This is a genomic window from Microbacterium sp. BH-3-3-3 (assembly GCF_001792815.1).
Lineage (GTDB): Bacteria > Actinomycetota > Actinomycetes > Actinomycetales > Microbacteriaceae > Microbacterium.
This window is the reverse complement of sequence record NZ_CP017674.1, coordinates 540306-556731: the sequence shown is the minus strand read 5'-3', so window position 1 is coordinate 556731 and position 16426 is coordinate 540306. Positions and strand designations below refer to the sequence as shown.

The window sequence follows — 16426 nt, the reverse complement described above, 5'->3', positions numbered from 1 at the left end:
GGGCGCGAACAGGATGCCGGACCCCGGCGACGCGCCCGGGGACGACACGCGAACTGGGCGTCCGCCGCGAACTTCTGGAACCGATGTCGGAGGCCGAACGTACACTCGGTACGTGGCAGCAGACTCCTTCGTTCACCTTCATGTTCACAGTGAATATTCGATGCTCGACGGTGCGGCCCGCATCGGGCCGATGGTCCAAGAAGCGGCGAAGCAGGGCATGTCGGCCATCGCCGTCACCGACCACGGCAACACCTTCGCGGCCTACGAGTTCTACAAGACCGCGAAAGACGCCGGCATCAAGCCGATCATCGGCATCGAGGCGTACGTCACGCCGGGCACCCATCGTTCCGACAAGACCCGCGTGCGCTGGGGCACCCCCGAGCAGCAGGGCGACGACGTCTCGGGCTCCGGTGCGTACACGCACATGACGCTGCTGTCCGAGACCACCGAGGGCATGCACAACCTGTTCCGGTTGTCGTCCAAGGCGAGCATGGAGGGCTACTACTTCAAGCCCCGCATGGACCGCGAGCTGCTGCAGACCTACGGCAAGGGGCTCATCGCCACCACCGGATGCCCCTCGGGCGAGGTGCAGACGCGTCTTCGACTCGGGCAGTACGAGGCCGCGCGCGCCGCGGCGGCCGAGTTCCAGGACATCTTCGGCAAAGAGAACTACTTCGCCGAGATCATGGACCACGGACTCTCGATCGAGCGTCGCGTCATGAGCGATCTGCTCAAGATCTCCAAAGACCTCGACATCCCCCTGGTCGGCACCAATGACCTCCACTACACCCACCAGCACGACGCCACGAGTCACGCGGCGCTGCTGTGCGTGCAGTCGGGATCGACGCTCGACGATCCCAAGCGCTTCCGCTTCGACGGCGACGGGTACTACGTCAAGTCGCCCGCCGAGATGCGGCAGGTGTTCCGCGACAACCCCGAAGCCTGCGACAACACGCTGCTCATCGCCGAGCGGTGCGAGGTCGAGTTCAACACCTCGGCCAACTACATGCCGCGCTTCCCGGTCCCCGCGGGCGAGACCGAAGACAGCTGGATGATCAAAGAGGTCGAGAACGGCCTCCACGACCGCTACCCGGGCGGTATCCCCGACGCCGTGCGCAAGCAGGCCGAGTACGAGACCGGCGTCATCCTGCAGATGGGGTTCCCGGGCTACTTCCTCGTCGTCGCGGACTTCATCAACTGGGCCAAGGACCACGGCATCCGCGTCGGCCCCGGCCGTGGATCCGGCGCGGGCTCCATGGTCGCCTATGCGATGAAGATCACCGACCTGGACCCGCTGCAGCACGGCCTCATCTTCGAGCGCTTCCTCAACCCCGACCGCGTCTCGATGCCCGACTTCGACGTCGACTTCGACGACCGTCGTCGTGGCGAGGTGATCCAGTACGTCACCGAGAAGTACGGCGACGAGCGCGTCGCGCAGATCGTCACGTACGGCACGATCAAGGCCAAGCAGGCGCTGAAAGACGCCGGGCGCGTGCTCGGTTTCCCCTTCAGCATGGGCGACCGGCTCACCAAGGCCATGCCCCCCGCCGTGATGGGCAAAGACATGCCGCTCGACGGCATGTTCAACCCCGAGCACCCGCGATACAAAGAGGCGAGCGAGTTCCGCACGCTGATCGAGACCGACGCCGAGGCGAAGACGGTCTTCGACACCGCCCTGGGCCTCGAGAACCTGAAGCGCCAGTGGGGCGTGCACGCGGCCGGCGTCATCATGTCGAGCGAGCCGCTGATCGACATCATCCCGATCATGCGCCGCGAGCAGGACGGCCAGATCGTCACGCAGTTCGACTACCCCGCGTGCGAGTCGCTCGGCCTGATCAAGATGGACTTCCTGGGGCTGCGCAACCTCACCATCATCAACGACGCCCTCGACAACATCGAGGCCAACCGCGGGCACCCCCTCGTGCTCGAGGACCTCGAACTCGACGACGTGGCCTCGTACGAGCTGCTCGCCCGCGGCGACACGCTCGGCGTGTTCCAGCTCGACGGTGGTCCCATGCGCTCGCTCCTGCGGCTCATGCGCCCCGACAACTTCGAGGACATCTCGGCGGTGCTCGCGCTGTACCGCCCCGGCCCCATGGGCGTGAACTCGCACATCAACTACGCCCTGCGAAAGAACCGGCAGCAAGAGATCGAGCCGATCCACCCCGAACTCGAGGAGCCCCTCGCCGACATCCTCGACACGACGTACGGGCTGATCGTCTATCAGGAGCAGGTGATGGCCGTCGCGCAGCGCGTGGCCGGGTACACCCTGGGCCAGGCCGACCTGCTGCGTCGCGCGATGGGCAAGAAGAAGAAGAGCGAGCTCGACAAGCAGAAAGAGACGTTCTTCGGTGGCATGACCGAGCGCGGGTTCGGCGACGCCGCGCAGCAGACCCTGTGGAAGGTGCTCGAGTCGTTCGCCGACTACGCCTTCAACAAGGCGCACACCGCCGCCTACGGTCTCGTGTCGTACTGGACGGCCTACCTCAAGGCGCACTACCCGGCCGAGTACATGGCCGCGCTGCTGACGAGCGTCGGCGACTCGAAAGACAAGATGGCGGTGTACCTCAACGAGTGCCGTCGCATGGGCATCAAGGTTCTGCCGCCCGACGTCAACGAGTCGATCCGGTTCTTCGCGGCCGTCGGCGAAGACATCCGCTTCGGCCTGGGCGCGATCCGCAACGTCGGCACCAACGTCGTCGACGGCATCGTCTCGGCGCGCCAAGACGCCAAGTACACCTCGTTCCACGACTTCCTGTCCAAGGTGCCCGTGCACGTGGCGAACAAGCGCACCGTCGAGTCGCTCATCAAGGCCGGGGCCTTCGACACGCTCGGGTCGACGCGACGGTCGCTCATCGAGGTGCACGAGGACGCCTGCGAGGGCGCCGTGCTCGACAAGCGGCGAGAAGCCAACGGCGAGGTCGGCTTCGACTTCGACTCGCTCTGGGACGAACCGCAGCAGGTGCAGAAGGTTCCCGAGCGGCCGGAATGGACGAAGAAGGACAAGCTCGCCTTCGAGCGCGAGATGCTCGGCCTGTATGTGTCCGATCACCCGCTCGCCGGGCTCGAGGTGCCGTTGGCCAAGCACGCGTCGACCTCGATCCACGACCTGCTGGCCTCCGAAGACGTCCAGGACGGCGACCAGGTCACCGTCGCGGGTCTGCTCACGAGCGTGCAGCACCGCGTCGCGAAGCAGAGCGGCAACCCCTACGGCATGGTCACCATCGAGGACTTCAACGGTGAGGTGACCGTGATGTTCATGGGCAAGACGTACGCCGAGTTCTCGCCGGCGCTCGTGGCCGACGGCATCATGGTCATCCGAGGGCGCGTATCGCGACGCGACGACGGTCTCAACCTGCACGCCCAGAGCGCCTTCGCGCCCGATCTCGAAGGTCTCGACGAGACCGGCGGGCTCACGCTGATGGTGCCCGAGCAGCGGGCGAGCGAGGCGCTGGTCGGAGAACTGGCGCAGATGCTGCGTCGCCACTCAGGCAGTACAGAGGTCGTTCTCAAACTCCACAAGGGCAGCACCGCCAAGGTCTTCGAGGTGCCGATGCCGGTGCGGGTGACCGCCGACCTGTTCGGGGAGCTCAAGGGTCTGCTCGGCCCCAACTGCCTCGGCTGACGACCACTTCGCGCGCCGAAACGGGCGCGCCGCAATCCCCGGCGGTGCCGAACCCCCGCTGGTTACGATGACCGGGCGTTCCGCCGCCCTTCGGAAAGGACCACCGTGACCGATCACGCCCCCCACGACCGCGCGACGGCGCCGGGTACTCCCGGCACCGCCCGCGACGTCGACGAGATCTTCGCGCCGGACGCCCCGGCGTACGACGCGTCCGCCTCCGCCGACAGCGCTTCCTCCGACAGCGCCTCCGCTGCCGACGCCTCCTCCGAGAACGTCTCCCTCGACCACGCTTCCCCCGACGCCGCGGACCACGCGCGGGATGGGGCGGCGAACCCCTCATCCGACGGCGACGACCCGCACGGCGACGCCGGGCGTGCCTCCACCGGCGACCGCGTCGACGAGGGCGCGCCGCGCCACGCGTCCGCCGTCGGCGGCACCGCGCACCCGGGCGACGCACCGCAGTTCGGTGTCGGACCGTTCTCGGTCCGCGAAGTCGCACTGCTGGGCACGTGGGTCCTCGCCTTCTTCGTCTCGTTCTTCCGCACCAACATCCTCGATTCGCCGTCGGGAGTGCTCGTCGGTGGGGTCAACGTGTGGTCTTCGGGGCTGTGGTGGATCCCGGCGATGGCTCTGCCGACGGCGGCCGTCGGTCTGATCGCGCTGCGCCGCCTGTCGCCCCAGGGCATTCGTCGCGTCGGTTCGCTCGGGATCGACCAGTTCGCCTCGGTGGCGTTCTCGATCTCCGCTCTCGTGTGGGTCGCGTGGGTATGGGACACCGTCGCGGTGTTCGGCGACACGGGCATCTGGACGCGCTCCTGGGTGGTCTGGGTCGAGGCCGTGCTCCTTCTCGCGGGTGTGGTGCTCACCGTGGCGGGTCCGTGGATCCCGCCGTTCTCGCGCGACTTCCGCGGTCGTGACGAGGTCGCCGCGCACCGCAACGCCCGCCCGATCCGCCCGGTCGTGCCGCGCCCGCGCACCCCGCGGCCCGTGCACGTCGCCGCCGGTGCGCCCGCGACCGACGACCACGACGGGTCGCGCCCCGACTCCGCGTCGGCGCACGACGAGGCGCCCGTGCCCGGCAGCTACACCGGTTCGACCGACCTGACGCACGAGGGCGCCCCGGCCACCAGCGTGCTCCCCACGCACGCCGACGACCACAACGACACCGACGTCTTCGCTCCCCTCCGCGGCGACGACCACGATGGCCGTGGAGTCCGCGACGAAGATCCCCGGCACGATCACGCGTCCGACGCGCCGAGCCACGATGCTCAGGACGACCACCGGCACGCGCCCCACCACGCCCAGGCGTTCTGGGCGCTGGCCCCCGTCGAGCGCGAGGTCGTCGACGACTACGGCACGCCCATCTTCCGGGTCGGGCCGACCGCCTGGGCCCTGGTGGTCGAGGACCGCGGCGAGACGTTCGTCATCCGTCACGACGACGGTCGCATCGGCTACCTCCACGACGTCTCGGGCGTCACCCGCGGCTGACCCGCGCGGCTGAGGACCGCCTGCGAGCCGCCCGCCGCGCGCGGAGCGGCTCGCGGGCGGCCGGTAGCCTGGACTCATGCTTCGCACGATCGATCTCCGCGGCCGCGTGCTCTCGCCGGCCGAGCTCCTCGCTGTGGTTCCGCGCGCCGAGGCCGCCCGCGATGAGGCCCTCGCCACCGCCGCCCGTCTGGTCGACGATGTCGCACGACGCGGCGAAGAGGCGCTCCGCGAACAGGCCGCCCGTTTCGACCGCGTCAGCGACCACGTCATCCGCGTGCCCGCCGCGCACCTCGACGAGGCCCTGCGCGATCTCGACCCGGCGATCCGGGCCGCCCTCGATGAGGCGATCTCGCGTGTGCGCGCGGCATCCGCCGCTCAGATTCCGGCCCCCGTGGTCACCGAGCTGGGCGCGGGCGCGCGTGTCACGCAGCGGTGGCAACCCGTGCGCCGCGTCGGTCTCTACGTTCCGGGCGGGAAGGCCGTCTACCCGTCGAGCGTGGTGATGAACGTCGTTCCCGCGCAGGTCGCGGGCGTGCGCGAGGTGGCGCTGGCCTCTCCCGCGCAATCGGCCTTCGGGGGGCGTGTGCACCCCGTGATCCTGGCCGCCGCGCGTCTGCTCGGCGTCACCGAGGTGTACGCGATGGGCGGGGCCGGTGCCATCGGTGGCTTCGCGTACGGCGTGGCCGAGATCGGTCTCGACCCGGTCGATGTCGTCACCGGACCGGGCAACAACTTCGTGGCCTCGGCCAAGCGCGCGGTCGCCGGCCGGGTGGGAACCGACTCCGAGGCCGGTGCGACCGAGATCCTCGTCGTGGCCGATGCCTCGGCGCGCCCCGATCTGGTCGCCGCCGACCTCGTCAGCCAGGCCGAGCACGACGAGCAGGCCTCGGCCGTCCTCGTCACCGACTCCGTCGAGCTCGCCGATGCCGTGCGGGCGGCGCTGCCGGACCGGGTCGCCGCCACCCGTCACACCGACCGGGTCATCGCCGCGTTCGACGGTCCGCAGTCGGCCGTGGTGCTCGTCGACGACATCGCCCAGGCCACCGCGTTCAGCAACGCCTACGCGCCCGAGCACCTCGAGCTGCAGTTGTCCGACCCCCGCCCCGAGGACTTCGTCAACGCGGGTGCCGTCTTCGTCGGTCCCTACACGCCGGTGAGCCTCGGTGACTACCTGGCGGGCAGCAACCACGTGCTGCCGACCGGGGGACAGGCCCGGTACGGAGCCGGGCTGTCGGCGTCGACGTTCCTGCGACCTCAGCAGGTCATCGAGTACGACCGCGCGGCGCTCGCCCAGGTGCGCGACGCCATCGTCGTCCTCGCCGATGCCGAGGCGCTGCCCGCGCACGGCGAGGCCGTGACCGCGCGTTTCGACGCGTAGTCTGGCGCCGTCATGCACTGCCCGTTCTGCCGCCACCCCGACTCCCGCGTCATCGATTCGCGCACGAGCGACGACGGTCTCAGCATCCGTCGTCGTCGCCAGTGCCCCAACTGCGGAGGGCGCTTCTCGACGGTCGAGACGGCCGGCCTGAACGTCATCAAACGCTCGGGCGTGGTCGAACCCTTCAGCCGCGAGAAGGTCATGTCGGGTGCCCGAAAGGCCTGTCAGGGCCGTCCGGTCACCGACGCCGACCTCGCCGTGCTCGCTCAGAAGGTCGAAGAGGCCATCCGTCAGACGGGGTCGTCGCAGATCGAGGCCAACGAGATCGGCCTGTCGATCCTCGGGCCGCTCCGCGAGCTCGACGAGGTCGCCTACCTGCGCTTCGCCAGCGTCTACCAGGCGTTCGACTCGCTCGACGACTTCGACGCGGCCATCGCGCAGCTGCGCGCCGACCACGCGGCACGACCGACCGCGGCGCCCGACGACAGCGACGACGTCCAGTAACCTGGCGGGGATGTATCCCCTTCTCTTCCGCACGGTCCTGACCCGCCTCGACCCCGAGTTCGCCCACCACCTCGGTGCGCTCGTGATTCGTGTCGCGGGCGTCGAGCCGGTGGCATCCGTCGTCCGTCGTTTCACGGCGCCCCCCGCGGGCCACGGAGTGGATGCGCTCGGACTGCACTTCGATTCGCCGTTCGGAGTCGCGGCGGGCTTCGACAAGAACGTCACCATGGTGCGGGGACTCGGCGCGCTCGGGTTCGGACACGTCGAGGTCGGAACGGTCACGGCGCTGCCGCAGCCCGGCAACCCCCGTCCGCGTCTGTTCCGCCTCGTCGCCGACCGTGCGGTCATCAACCGCATGGGGTTCAACAACGACGGCGCGGCGGCGGCGGCGGCCAAGCTGCGGCGGCTGCGTCGTGCGCGGCGTCGTCCGATGATCGGCGTCAACATCGGCAAGAGCCGCGTGGTCGCCGTCGACGACGCCACCACCGACTACGTGCGCAGCGCCCGCCTGTTGGCGCCGCTGGCCGACTACCTCGTGGTGAACGTGTCGTCGCCGAACACCCCCGGCCTGCGCGGACTGCAAGCGGTCGAGACGCTCCGCCCCCTGCTGACGGAGGTTCGGGATGCCGCGGGCGACACCCCGCTGCTGGTGAAGATCGCTCCGGATCTCGACGACGCCGAGGTGCAGGACATCGCGCGCCTCGCGGTCGATGCCGGACTCGCCGGCATCATCGCCACCAACACCACCATCTCGCGTTCGGGGCTCTCCACCGATGCCGCGAAGGTCGAGGCAGCGGGAGCGGGTGGCCTGTCGGGGGCGCCCCTCAGAGCGCGTGCCGCCGAGGTGCTCCGACTCGTGCGGACCGCCGTTCCGGCCGAGTTCGTGGTCATCTCGGCCGGGGGAGTAGAGACCGCCGACGACGTGCGCGACCGCCTCGCCGCCGGCGCGACGCTGGTGCAGGGCTACACGGGCTTCCTGTATCGCGGTCCACTGTGGGCCCGGCAGATCAGCCGCGGTCTCGCCGCGCGACGCTGACCCGGAGCGCGCCGGCTCCGATTTGCCGACCCGGAGTGCGCGGGCTGCGATTCGCTGACCCGGAGCGCGCCGGTGGTGGCCCCGGAAACGACGAAGCGGCACGCCCGGAGGCGCGCCGCTTCCACGAGATCGGCCGTGTCAGACGGGGTACTGCCCGCGCTTGACCTGCGGCTTGGGCAGACGCATGAACCGCATCTGCACGGTACGCATCGCCGCGTACCAGCCGAGACCCTTCTCGAGCTTGCTCTCGCCGAACTTCTCTTTCGCGGCGCGCTTGACGCGGATCGAGGTGATGATCATGTCGCCGACGACGAACAGGATGAAGATCCACAGCGCCACGAACGACCAGTACTGGAAGAACGCGACGGGGATCAGTGTCGCCACGATCACCAGGACCATGAACGGCATGACGCCCTCACCGAGGTGCCAGCCCGCGTCGACGAAGTCGCGTCCGAAGCGGCGCTGCGGACCGCGGTCGCGCACCGGGAGGTAGCGCTCCTCGCCGGCGGCCATGCCGACGCGGGCCTTCTCGCGCTGGGCGGCGAGCTCGGCTCGGGCGCGGGCCTTGGCCTCTTTGGTGTCGGGGACGAGCGGGCGCTTGCGGGCGGCCTCTTGCTCGGCGCGCGACGGGGTCGCGCGACCCTTGCCCGATCCGAGGACCGTCGGCTCGACGGGGGTGTCGTTGGGGGCGGGGGCGGGGGACTTGGCCACGGGTTACCTCGGCAGTTCGCGGATCGGGAGATCTAAGATTACCCGCATGACCCCCGACCTGTCCCGGCACGAGGCTGTGCATCGCGCAGCCGACGCCGGCATCCCCGCCGCCCTGTCCGATCTCGGCTCCCTCGTACGCATCCCGTCGATCGCGTGGCCGTCGTTCGATCAGTCCGCCCTCGTCGAGAGCGCCGACGCCGTCGCCGCCCTGTTGAGGGGCACCGGCGTCTTCGATTCCGTCGAGGTCGCGCGCGCCGCGATCCCCGGCACCGACGAGATGGGAAAGCCCGCCGTGCTGGCGTCGCGCGCCGCTCGCAACGGTCGGCCCACCGTTCTTCTCTACGCGCACCACGACGTCCAGCCTCCCGGCGACGAAGCCCTGTGGGACTCACCGCCGTTCGAACCCACCGTGCGCGACGGCCGCCTCTACGGCCGTGGCGCCGCCGACGACAAGGCGGGGGTCATGGCCCACGTCGGTGCCATCCGCGCCGTCAGCGAAGTCCTCGGAGACGACCTCGACCTGGGCATCGCGGTGTTCATCGAGGGCGAAGAGGAGTACGGCTCGCGCTCGTTCGGGCAGTTCCTCTCCGACAACGCCGAGGTGCTGCGCTCCGACGTGATCGTCGTCGCCGACTCGGGCAACTGGGACGACCGCACCCCCGGTCTCACGGTGTCGCTCCGCGGGAACGCGCGCTTCACGCTCACCGTGCGCACCCTCGAGCACGCATCGCACTCCGGCATGATGGGCGGCGCCGTCCCGGATGCCATGCTCGCCACGGTGAAGCTGCTCGCGACGCTGTGGGACGACGACGGCGCCGTCGCCGTCGACGGTCTCCTCGAGCGCGACGCCCCCACGCCCGACTACAGCGAAGAGACCCTGCGCGCCGAGTCGGGACTGCTCGACGGGGTGCGGCCGATCGGCCGCGACGCCATCCTCAGCCGAATCTGGAACAAGCCGTCGGTCACGATCACCGGCTGGGACGCCACGCCCGTCGACTCGGCGTCGAACACCCTCGCCCCGCAGACCCGCGTGGTGATCAGCGCCCGCGTCGCCCCGGGGCAGGACGCCCATGAGGCCTACCGGGCGATCGAGGCGCACTTGCGCGCCCATGCGCCGTTCGGCGCGCAGCTGGAGTTCACCGACGTCGACTGCGGCGACGCGTTCCTCGTCGACACGAGCGGATGGGCCGTCGAAGACGCGCGCGCCTCGTTCGCCGACGGGTACGGCGTGGACTCGGTCGACGTCGGCGTCGGCGGATCGATCCCCTTCATCGCCGACCTCGTCCGCGAGTTCCCGAGCGCCCAGATCCTCGTGACCGGTGTCGAGGATCCGCACGCCCGCGCGCACAGCCCGAACGAGTCGCTGCACCTCGACACGTTCCGCAACGCCCTGGTGTCGGAGGCCCTCCTGCTGACGCGTTTGAACGAGCGCACCGTCTGAGCGGACCGCGGGGCCGTGGCGGGCGTAGACTCGTCACGTCCCCGCGACCGATCAACCGAAGGGCATCGCCATGACCGACACCACACTGTCGTCCTCCGCCGAGACCCGCGAGCACGGTGTCGGCCTCACCGCCGCCGCCTCCGACAAGGTGAAGAGCCTGCTCTCGCAGGAGGGTCGCGACGACCTTCGTCTGCGCGTGGCCGTTCAGCCCGGCGGATGCTCCGGACTCATCTACCAGCTCTACTTCGACGAGCGTTACCTCGACGGTGACAAGGTCGCCGATTTCGACGGCGTCGAGGTCATCGTCGACGACATGAGCGTTCCGTACCTCGACGGTGCGAACATCGACTTCAAGGACACGATCTCGGAGCAGGGCTTCACGATCGACAACCCCAACGCCGGCGGTTCCTGCGCCTGCGGCGACAGCTTCCACTGATCTCAGCCGCCGTTTCACGGCGCCCCATCGAGAACCCCCGGACCCCGGATCACACCGCGGAACCCGGGGGTTCTCGATGTCTCGGCACTGGACGAATGGCCTGAGAACGGTGAGAGGTTGCCGTAGACTGTCAAAGCTTCATCCACGACCCGGAAAGGTGCACTGTGCCCTCCAAACGTCGCCTTCGCTGGGCTGCGCTCCCCGTCGGGATCGCCTCGGTTGCGCTCCTGTCCGGCTGCACCACGACACAGCTCCACGGCTTCCTGCCCGGCTTCGTCGATGACGGTACGCCCGCCACCAACCACACCGACATGGTCGCCGGTCTGTGGGTCAACTCGTGGATCGTGCTCCTCGCCGTGGGTGTCGTCACCTGGGGCCTCATGCTGTGGTCGGTCATCGCGTACCGCCGGCGCAAGGGGCAGTCCGGTCTGCCGGTCCAGCTGCGCTACAACATGCCGGTCGAGATCTTCTACACGATCGTTCCTCTGATCCTGGTCGTCGGCTTCTTCGCCTTCACGGCGCGCGACCAGAACACGCTCGAGACGCAGTACGACGACCCCGACGTGTCGATCACGGCGTACGGCAAGCAGTGGGCGTGGGACTTCCAGTACAACGGCACGCAGGAAGACAACTCCGACGCCGTCTACTCGATGGGTGTCCAGGCCAAGGCCACGTCCGACGGCTACGACCTGCAGGACGTGCCCACCCTGTACCTGCCGGTGAACAAGACGGTCAAGATCGACCTCCGCTCGCGCGACGTCATCCACTCGTTCTGGATCATCGACTTCCTTTACAAGAAAGACATGTACCTCGGCCGTGACAATGAGTGGTCGTTCACGCCCACCCGTGAGGGCACGTACGAGGGCAAGTGCGCCGAGCTGTGCGGTGAATACCACTCCGCCATGCTCTTCAACGTCAAGGTCGTCAGCGACGCCGAGTACGAGGACTACCTCGACTCGCTGCGCTCGGCCGGCGACGTGGGCGACATCAGCGACCTGTCGCGCCTGCAGAACCTGAGCACGGCCGGCACCGAAGGGAACGAGTGATCATGGCCACGACGCTTCCGCTCCAGGAGAAGGGGGCCTCGCGCCCCACGACTCTCCCGCCGCGTCAAGCCGCTCTGCTGAGCACCACGCGTGTTGAGCAGAAGGGCAACCTGGTCGTCAAGTGGATCACCTCCACCGACCACAAGACCATCGGGTACATGTACCTGATCGCCTCCGTCATGTTCTTCATGCTCGGTGGCGTCATGGCGCTGATCATCCGCGCAGAGCTCTTCGAGCCCGGCATGCAGATCATCCCGACGAAAGAGCAGTACAACCAGCTCTTCACCATGCACGGCACGATCATGCTGCTTATGTTCGCGACGCCGCTGTTCGCGGGCTTCGCCAACGCGCTGCTGCCGCTGCAGATCGGTGCGCCCGACGTGGCGTTCCCGCGTCTGAACGCTTTCGCCTTCTGGCTGTTCCTGTTCGGATCCACGATCGCCGTCTCCGGCTTCCTCACCCCGCAGGGTGCGGCCGGCTTCGGATGGTTCGCCTATCAGCCGCTCGCCAATGCGAGCTTCTCGCCGGGCGTCGGTGGAAACCTCTGGATGCTGGGACTCGGCATCAGCGGTTTCGGCACGATCCTCGGCGCGGTGAACTTCATCACGACGATCCTCACGATGCGCGCGCCCGGCATGACCATGTGGCGCATGCCGATCTTCTCGTGGAACACGCTGATCACGAGCATCCTGATCCTGCTGGCGTTCCCCGTCCTCGCCGCGGCGATCTTCGCCGCCGCGTCGGACCGCGTGCTCGGCTCGCACATCTACAGCCCCGAGAACGGCGGCGTCCTGCTCTGGCAGCACCTGTTCTGGTTCTTCGGTCACCCCGAGGTGTACATCATCGCGCTGCCGTTCTTCGGCATCGTCTCCGAGATCTTCCCGGTCTTCAGCCGCAAGCCGATCTTCGGGTACAAGACCCTCGTCTACGCCACGATCGCGATCGCCGCGCTGTCGGTGGCCGTGTGGGCCCACCACATGTACGTCACGGGCGGCGTGCTGCTGCCGTTCTTCGCCCTGATGACGATGCTGATCGCTGTGCCGACGGGCGTGAAGATCTTCAACTGGATCGGTACCCTGTGGCGCGGCTCGGTGACCTTCGAGACCCCGATGGTCTTCGCCCTGGGCTTCCTGGTCTCGTTCGTCTTCGGCGGTCTGACCGGTGTCATCCTCGCGTCGCCCCCGCTCGACTTCCACCTGTCGGACTCGTACTTCGTCGTCGCGCACTTCCACTACGTCGTCTTCGGAACCGTCGTGTTCGCGATGTTCGCGGGCTTCTACTTCTGGTGGCCGAAGTGGACCGGCAAGATGCTCAACGAGCGTCTCGGCATGGTGCACTTCTGGATGCTGTTCGTCGGCTTCCACATGACCTTCCTCATCCAGCACTGGCTGGGCGTCGACGGCATGGTGCGTCGTTACGCCGACTACGCGGCTGCAGACGGATGGACGTGGGAGAACCAGCTGTCGACGGTGGGATCGATGATCCTCGGTGCGTCGATGATCCCGTTCCTGCTGAACGTCTGGATCACCGCGCGCAAGGCGCCGCGCGTGACGGTCGACGACCCGTGGGGCTACGGAGCGTCGCTCGAGTGGGCCACCTCGTGCCCGCCGCCGCGTCACAACTTCACCTCCATCCCGCGTATCCGTAGCGAGCGCCCCGCCTTCGACCTGAACCACCCCGAGGCCGGCATTCCGGTCGGTGTGGGTCCGGCCAAGGATGCCCCCGACGCGCCTGTCGTCGACGCCGCTGCCGGAGAGGTCAAGTAACGATGCGTACCAATGTCGGACTCTGGTGGCTCCTGGCCGTCTTCGCGTTCGTGATCGCCGGCGTCTACACCGTGTGGAGCCTGCTCCAGCACGGTGGCGTCGAGTGGGTCGGAACGGTCGCCCTGGCCTTCCTCGGCCTCATGTCGACCATGATCGCCTTCTACATCGGTCGCGTGCTCAAGGCACAGAACGGCGAGCTGCCCGAGGACACTCTGACGGCCGACATCGACGACGGTGACCCCGAGATGGGCGAGTTCAGCCCGTGGTCGTGGTGGCCCATCGTCCTGGCCGGTTCCGCCGCGATCGCCGTGATCGGTCTCGCTGTCGGTAGCTGGCTCGTCCCCGTCGGATTCCTGGTCTTCGTCATCGCCATCGTCGGATGGGTGTACGAGTACTACCGCGGGTACTTCGCACGCTGATCCTGTGCCCGTTCGGCTGATCGCGGCCGCCGTCTCCGACGCCGGCTCCCACCGTCCCACCAATCAGGACGCCGCCTTCGCGGCGTCCTGGGGTGCGGCGGTGGCAGACGGCGTCGGGGGAGGCCCGTCGGGAGACCTCGCCTCCGCGGCGCTCCTGCACCGACTTGTCGCGACTCGGGGCGGTGGCCTCGACGCCGATGGACTCCTGGTGCGCATTCGCGAGGCGAACTGGGACATCCGCGCCCATGTCGAGCGTGACCCCGCGCTCCAAGGGATGGCGACGACCTTCACCGGTCTGTTCCTCAGCACGGGCGGCGACCTGCTGCTGGCTCACACCGGCGACTCTCGCGCCTACCTGCTGCGCGACGGCGAGTTCACGCGCGAGACGCGTGACGACTCGTACGTGCAGGCTCTCGTCGATCACGGCATCATCCCGCCGGAGGCCGCCGCGGCCCACCCGCGTCGCAACATCATCACGGCCTCGCTCGGGGGCGCCGAGGGCGATGTCGTGTCCGTCGCGGAGCGTCCCCCGGTCGTCGGTGACCGATGGGTGCTGTGCAGCGATGGACTGACCGACTACGTCCCCGAAGCAGACGTCGCCCGGATCATCGCCGAGGCTTCGGATCCCCGCGCCGCCGCCGCCTCCGCCGTCGCGCTCGCTCTCGAGGCCGGAACGCGTGACAACGTGACGGTCGTCGTGTGCGACGTCGTCGACGACGACGAACCGATCGCGAGCGAGCCCGTCTTCTCGGGTTCTGCTGCGCGCTGGTTCGCTGAGGACGTCGAAACAGCCTGAGGCGTACGACGTCTGGCCGGGCCGGGCCTGGCGGGGACCCGTCGTGTTGATCGTTCGACGACGCCGACGGGTCACAGCTCACTTGTCTCGCCGCAGCACGTGGAAATCCCCTTCATCTCAGTGGTGCGGAACTGATGGGTTCCGCATCGCCTCTCATCCTGCAAAGCTGTCCCGGTGCGCGGGATCATCGGGGGGCTACTCACTGCGGCGATCGGACTGACCATGATTGCGCTGCTTGTCGTCTACGGCACGCAATACGGCACGTGGCTCGATGAGATTGGGTCGTCTCTCGACCTGGAAGACCAGGCGGCGGCACCGACTATCTTGCTGCCGGCCATAATTGGCCTGTTGGCCATCGGGCTGGTGGTTGGCGGTTTAGCGGTGGGGCTGACAATCCCGCGTGGTGGACGCTCTCACGACGCTGCGCTGTTGTCTCGTGATGAGACTCACGGGATGCAAAGCGGTCGGCGAGGCCAGTCGCTGTGAGCCCGGAACGGAAGTCATGAGCTCCCTCGCGGGGAACGCTCGCACGCGGTCGGTCTTGAGATTCGTGGTCGCAGCCGCAGGAGTCCTGTGGTCGGTGGGTGCGGCTGCGGGTCTCTGGTGGGCGGGTGTGCTGGTGTGGCGCGAGGTGGCACAGTGCAGCCTGCTCGACCCGGTGACGCTCGGAGGCTCCGCGATCGGCGTGACTCTTCTTGCTGTGTGTGCGGGCGCGCTGTCGATGTTGGCCGCCCGCGTCAGTGGGGCGGCGTGGCTCCTCTGGCTCGCCCTTGTCTGCTCGGTCATCGTCCTCGGGCTCTACGGAGTGGTCATCGCTGCTTCGTTGTCCTTCGGACTCAGCGGCGGCTCGTCACGGGGGGCGGAGATGATGTCGGGCGCAATCGTCTCGATTGCACCGTCGCTCGCGCTGGTGGGTGCGAACGTGGTTGCGCTTCTGACGGCGCGGTCCTTGCGGCGCATGGTCGTCTCTTCGCTGGCGTGGACCCTCATTCTGTCGACCATCATCGTCCTGGCAGGTGGAGTTGCCCAGTCGACGTGCTGAGGTAGCTCGGTCAGTACTGCTCATCGCGTCCGCGCGGCTCTTGCGCCACGTGTGGCGCCCTATCTGATAAGACGCGGCCAGCGGGTCGGCCCGTCCTGGCGCGTTGCGAGGAAGGGGGCCCCGGTCTCCTAGGAGCCGCCGGTGAGTGTCAGCGGCGCACCACCATCACGGTCGGATCGAACACCCGCTCGCACGGACCCTCGTCGTTCTCGAACGGCTGCCCCTCGCGCACCCAGTACTCGTACCCGCCGATCATCTCGCGGACCGCGTAGCCCAGCCGCGAGAACTCGAGTGCACCCTTCTGTCCGGCATTGCACCCGGGGCTCCAGCAATAGACCACGACGGGCATGTCGGCCGGGATCTCGGTGGCGGCCCGCTCGGCGATGTCCCGGTACGGCATGTGAACGGCGCCCGAGACGCGGCCCTGAAGCCACGCGTCGTCTCCTCGCACGTCGACGAGAACGAAACGTTCTCCCGCCTTCTGCGCCGCGTAGACATCGGAGGGATCCGTCTCGAAGGCGAGGCGGGTCGAGAAGTACTCGTGTGCGAGGGTCATGCTCCCACGCTATGGTCGGACGCCGAGTCGGGGGAGGGGCAGACACGCCAGCCCTCCGCAGCATCCTGCCACGTCGGTCTCGCCCGCCGCCGTGGGTGCGACCTGGTGGATGCCGACGGGCGTACTTTGCGATGGCGGGTGGGGTGCACGTGCGCCTCGGTGCGCACCGGCGGAAACGACGA

The 16426-nt window shown here is 68.5% G+C and carries 15 protein-coding genes; 13 read left to right on the top strand and 2 right to left on the bottom strand.

The genetic code is table 11. From position 1 onward, the window contains the following. Positions 1–160: 160 nt before the first annotated feature. From dnaE to BJP65_RS02640, 5 genes are all read left to right on the top strand, one after another. Positions 161–3625, top strand: coding sequence for a DNA polymerase III subunit alpha (gene dnaE / locus BJP65_RS02660; RefSeq protein ID WP_070408123.1), 3465 nt, complete (start codon positions 161–163; stop codon positions 3623–3625). A gap of 105 nt (positions 3626–3730) precedes the next feature. Next, positions 3731–5113 (top strand): hypothetical protein, encoded by a 1383-nt coding sequence (locus tag BJP65_RS16925; protein WP_258027519.1) that lies wholly within the window; start codon positions 3731–3733, stop codon positions 5111–5113. Between the two features lie 76 nt (positions 5114–5189). Beyond that, positions 5190–6491, top strand: a complete 1302-nt coding sequence (hisD, locus tag BJP65_RS02650) for a histidinol dehydrogenase (protein WP_070408122.1) — start codon at positions 5190–5192, stop codon at positions 6489–6491. 12 nt (positions 6492–6503) lie between these two features. Further along, positions 6504–6995 (top strand): transcriptional regulator NrdR, encoded by a 492-nt coding sequence (gene nrdR / locus BJP65_RS02645; protein ID WP_055835570.1) that lies wholly within the window; start codon positions 6504–6506, stop codon positions 6993–6995. A gap of 10 nt (positions 6996–7005) precedes the next feature. Next, positions 7006–8031, top strand: coding sequence for a quinone-dependent dihydroorotate dehydrogenase (locus tag BJP65_RS02640; protein WP_070408121.1), 1026 nt, complete (start codon positions 7006–7008; stop codon positions 8029–8031). Between the two features lie 138 nt (positions 8032–8169). Here BJP65_RS02640 and BJP65_RS02635 read toward each other — a convergent pair whose 3' ends face one another. After that, complete coding sequence (locus BJP65_RS02635) at positions 8170–8742, bottom strand: DUF3043 domain-containing protein (RefSeq protein WP_055835576.1); 573 nt, start codon at positions 8740–8742, stop codon at positions 8170–8172. 46 nt (positions 8743–8788) lie between these two features. Between BJP65_RS02635 and BJP65_RS02630 the strand changes: the two genes are divergently transcribed. The 8 genes from BJP65_RS02630 to BJP65_RS02595 all read left to right on the top strand — a co-directional run bounded on the left by BJP65_RS02630 (position 8789) and on the right by BJP65_RS02595 (position 15688). Further along, positions 8789–10183 carry a dipeptidase gene (locus tag BJP65_RS02630; protein WP_070408120.1) on the top strand — a complete coding sequence of 465 codons (1395 nt, stop codon included), beginning with the start codon at positions 8789–8791 and terminating at the stop codon, positions 10181–10183. A 70-nt stretch (positions 10184–10253) separates the two neighbouring features. Then, positions 10254–10619 carry an iron-sulfur cluster assembly accessory protein gene (locus BJP65_RS02625; protein WP_055835582.1) on the top strand — a complete coding sequence of 122 codons (366 nt, stop codon included), beginning with the start codon at positions 10254–10256 and terminating at the stop codon, positions 10617–10619. 164 nt (positions 10620–10783) lie between these two features. After that, a complete protein-coding gene (gene coxB, locus BJP65_RS02620; protein WP_082509361.1) occupies positions 10784–11665 on the top strand; it encodes a cytochrome c oxidase subunit II in 882 nt (293 codons plus the stop codon). A gap of 2 nt (positions 11666–11667) precedes the next feature. Further along, positions 11668–13431 (top strand): cytochrome c oxidase subunit I, encoded by a 1764-nt coding sequence (ctaD, locus tag BJP65_RS02615; protein ID WP_055835588.1) that lies wholly within the window; start codon positions 11668–11670, stop codon positions 13429–13431. Positions 13432–13433: 2 nt separating this feature from the next. After that, complete coding sequence (locus BJP65_RS02610; protein ID WP_055835591.1) at positions 13434–13850, top strand: cytochrome c oxidase subunit 4; 417 nt, start codon at positions 13434–13436, stop codon at positions 13848–13850. Positions 13851–13854: 4 nt separating this feature from the next. Then, complete coding sequence (locus BJP65_RS02605) at positions 13855–14646, top strand: PP2C family serine/threonine-protein phosphatase (RefSeq protein ID WP_070408119.1); 792 nt, start codon at positions 13855–13857, stop codon at positions 14644–14646. Positions 14647–14820: 174 nt separating this feature from the next. After that, complete coding sequence (locus BJP65_RS02600) at positions 14821–15132, top strand: hypothetical protein (protein WP_156784790.1); 312 nt, start codon at positions 14821–14823, stop codon at positions 15130–15132. A 127-nt stretch (positions 15133–15259) separates the two neighbouring features. Next, entirely contained in the window at positions 15260–15688 is a 429-nt protein-coding gene (locus BJP65_RS02595) for a hypothetical protein (RefSeq protein ID WP_181015967.1), read from the top strand. 148 nt (positions 15689–15836) lie between these two features. Here the strand turns inward: BJP65_RS02595 and BJP65_RS02590 are convergent, their stop codons facing one another. Continuing rightward, positions 15837–16244 carry a rhodanese-like domain-containing protein gene (locus tag BJP65_RS02590; protein WP_070408116.1) on the bottom strand — a complete coding sequence of 136 codons (408 nt, stop codon included), beginning with the start codon at positions 16242–16244 and terminating at the stop codon, positions 15837–15839. Between the last annotated feature and the right edge of the window lie 182 nt (positions 16245–16426).

Bases quoted from the DNA above. Each gene is read 5' to 3' on its own strand.
- BJP65_RS02640 (WP_070408121.1), top strand. From the start codon at position 7,006: ATGTATCCCCTTCTCTTCCGCACGGTCCTGACCCGCCTCGACCCCGAG.
- BJP65_RS02630 (WP_070408120.1), top strand. From the start codon at position 8,789: ATGACCCCCGACCTGTCCCGGCACGAGGCTGTGCATCGCGCAGCCGAC.
- BJP65_RS02590 (WP_070408116.1), bottom strand. From the start codon at position 16,244: ATGACCCTCGCACACGAGTACTTCTCGACCCGCCTCGCCTTCGAGACG.
- BJP65_RS02625 (WP_055835582.1), top strand. From the start codon at position 10,254: ATGACCGACACCACACTGTCGTCCTCCGCCGAGACCCGCGAGCACGGT.
- hisD (WP_070408122.1), top strand. From the start codon at position 5,190: ATGCTTCGCACGATCGATCTCCGCGGCCGCGTGCTCTCGCCGGCCGAG.
- nrdR (WP_055835570.1), top strand. From the start codon at position 6,504: ATGCACTGCCCGTTCTGCCGCCACCCCGACTCCCGCGTCATCGATTCG.
- dnaE (WP_070408123.1), top strand. From the start codon at position 161: ATGCTCGACGGTGCGGCCCGCATCGGGCCGATGGTCCAAGAAGCGGCG.
- ctaD (WP_055835588.1), top strand. From the start codon at position 11,668: ATGGCCACGACGCTTCCGCTCCAGGAGAAGGGGGCCTCGCGCCCCACG.
- BJP65_RS02610 (WP_055835591.1), top strand. From the start codon at position 13,434: ATGCGTACCAATGTCGGACTCTGGTGGCTCCTGGCCGTCTTCGCGTTC.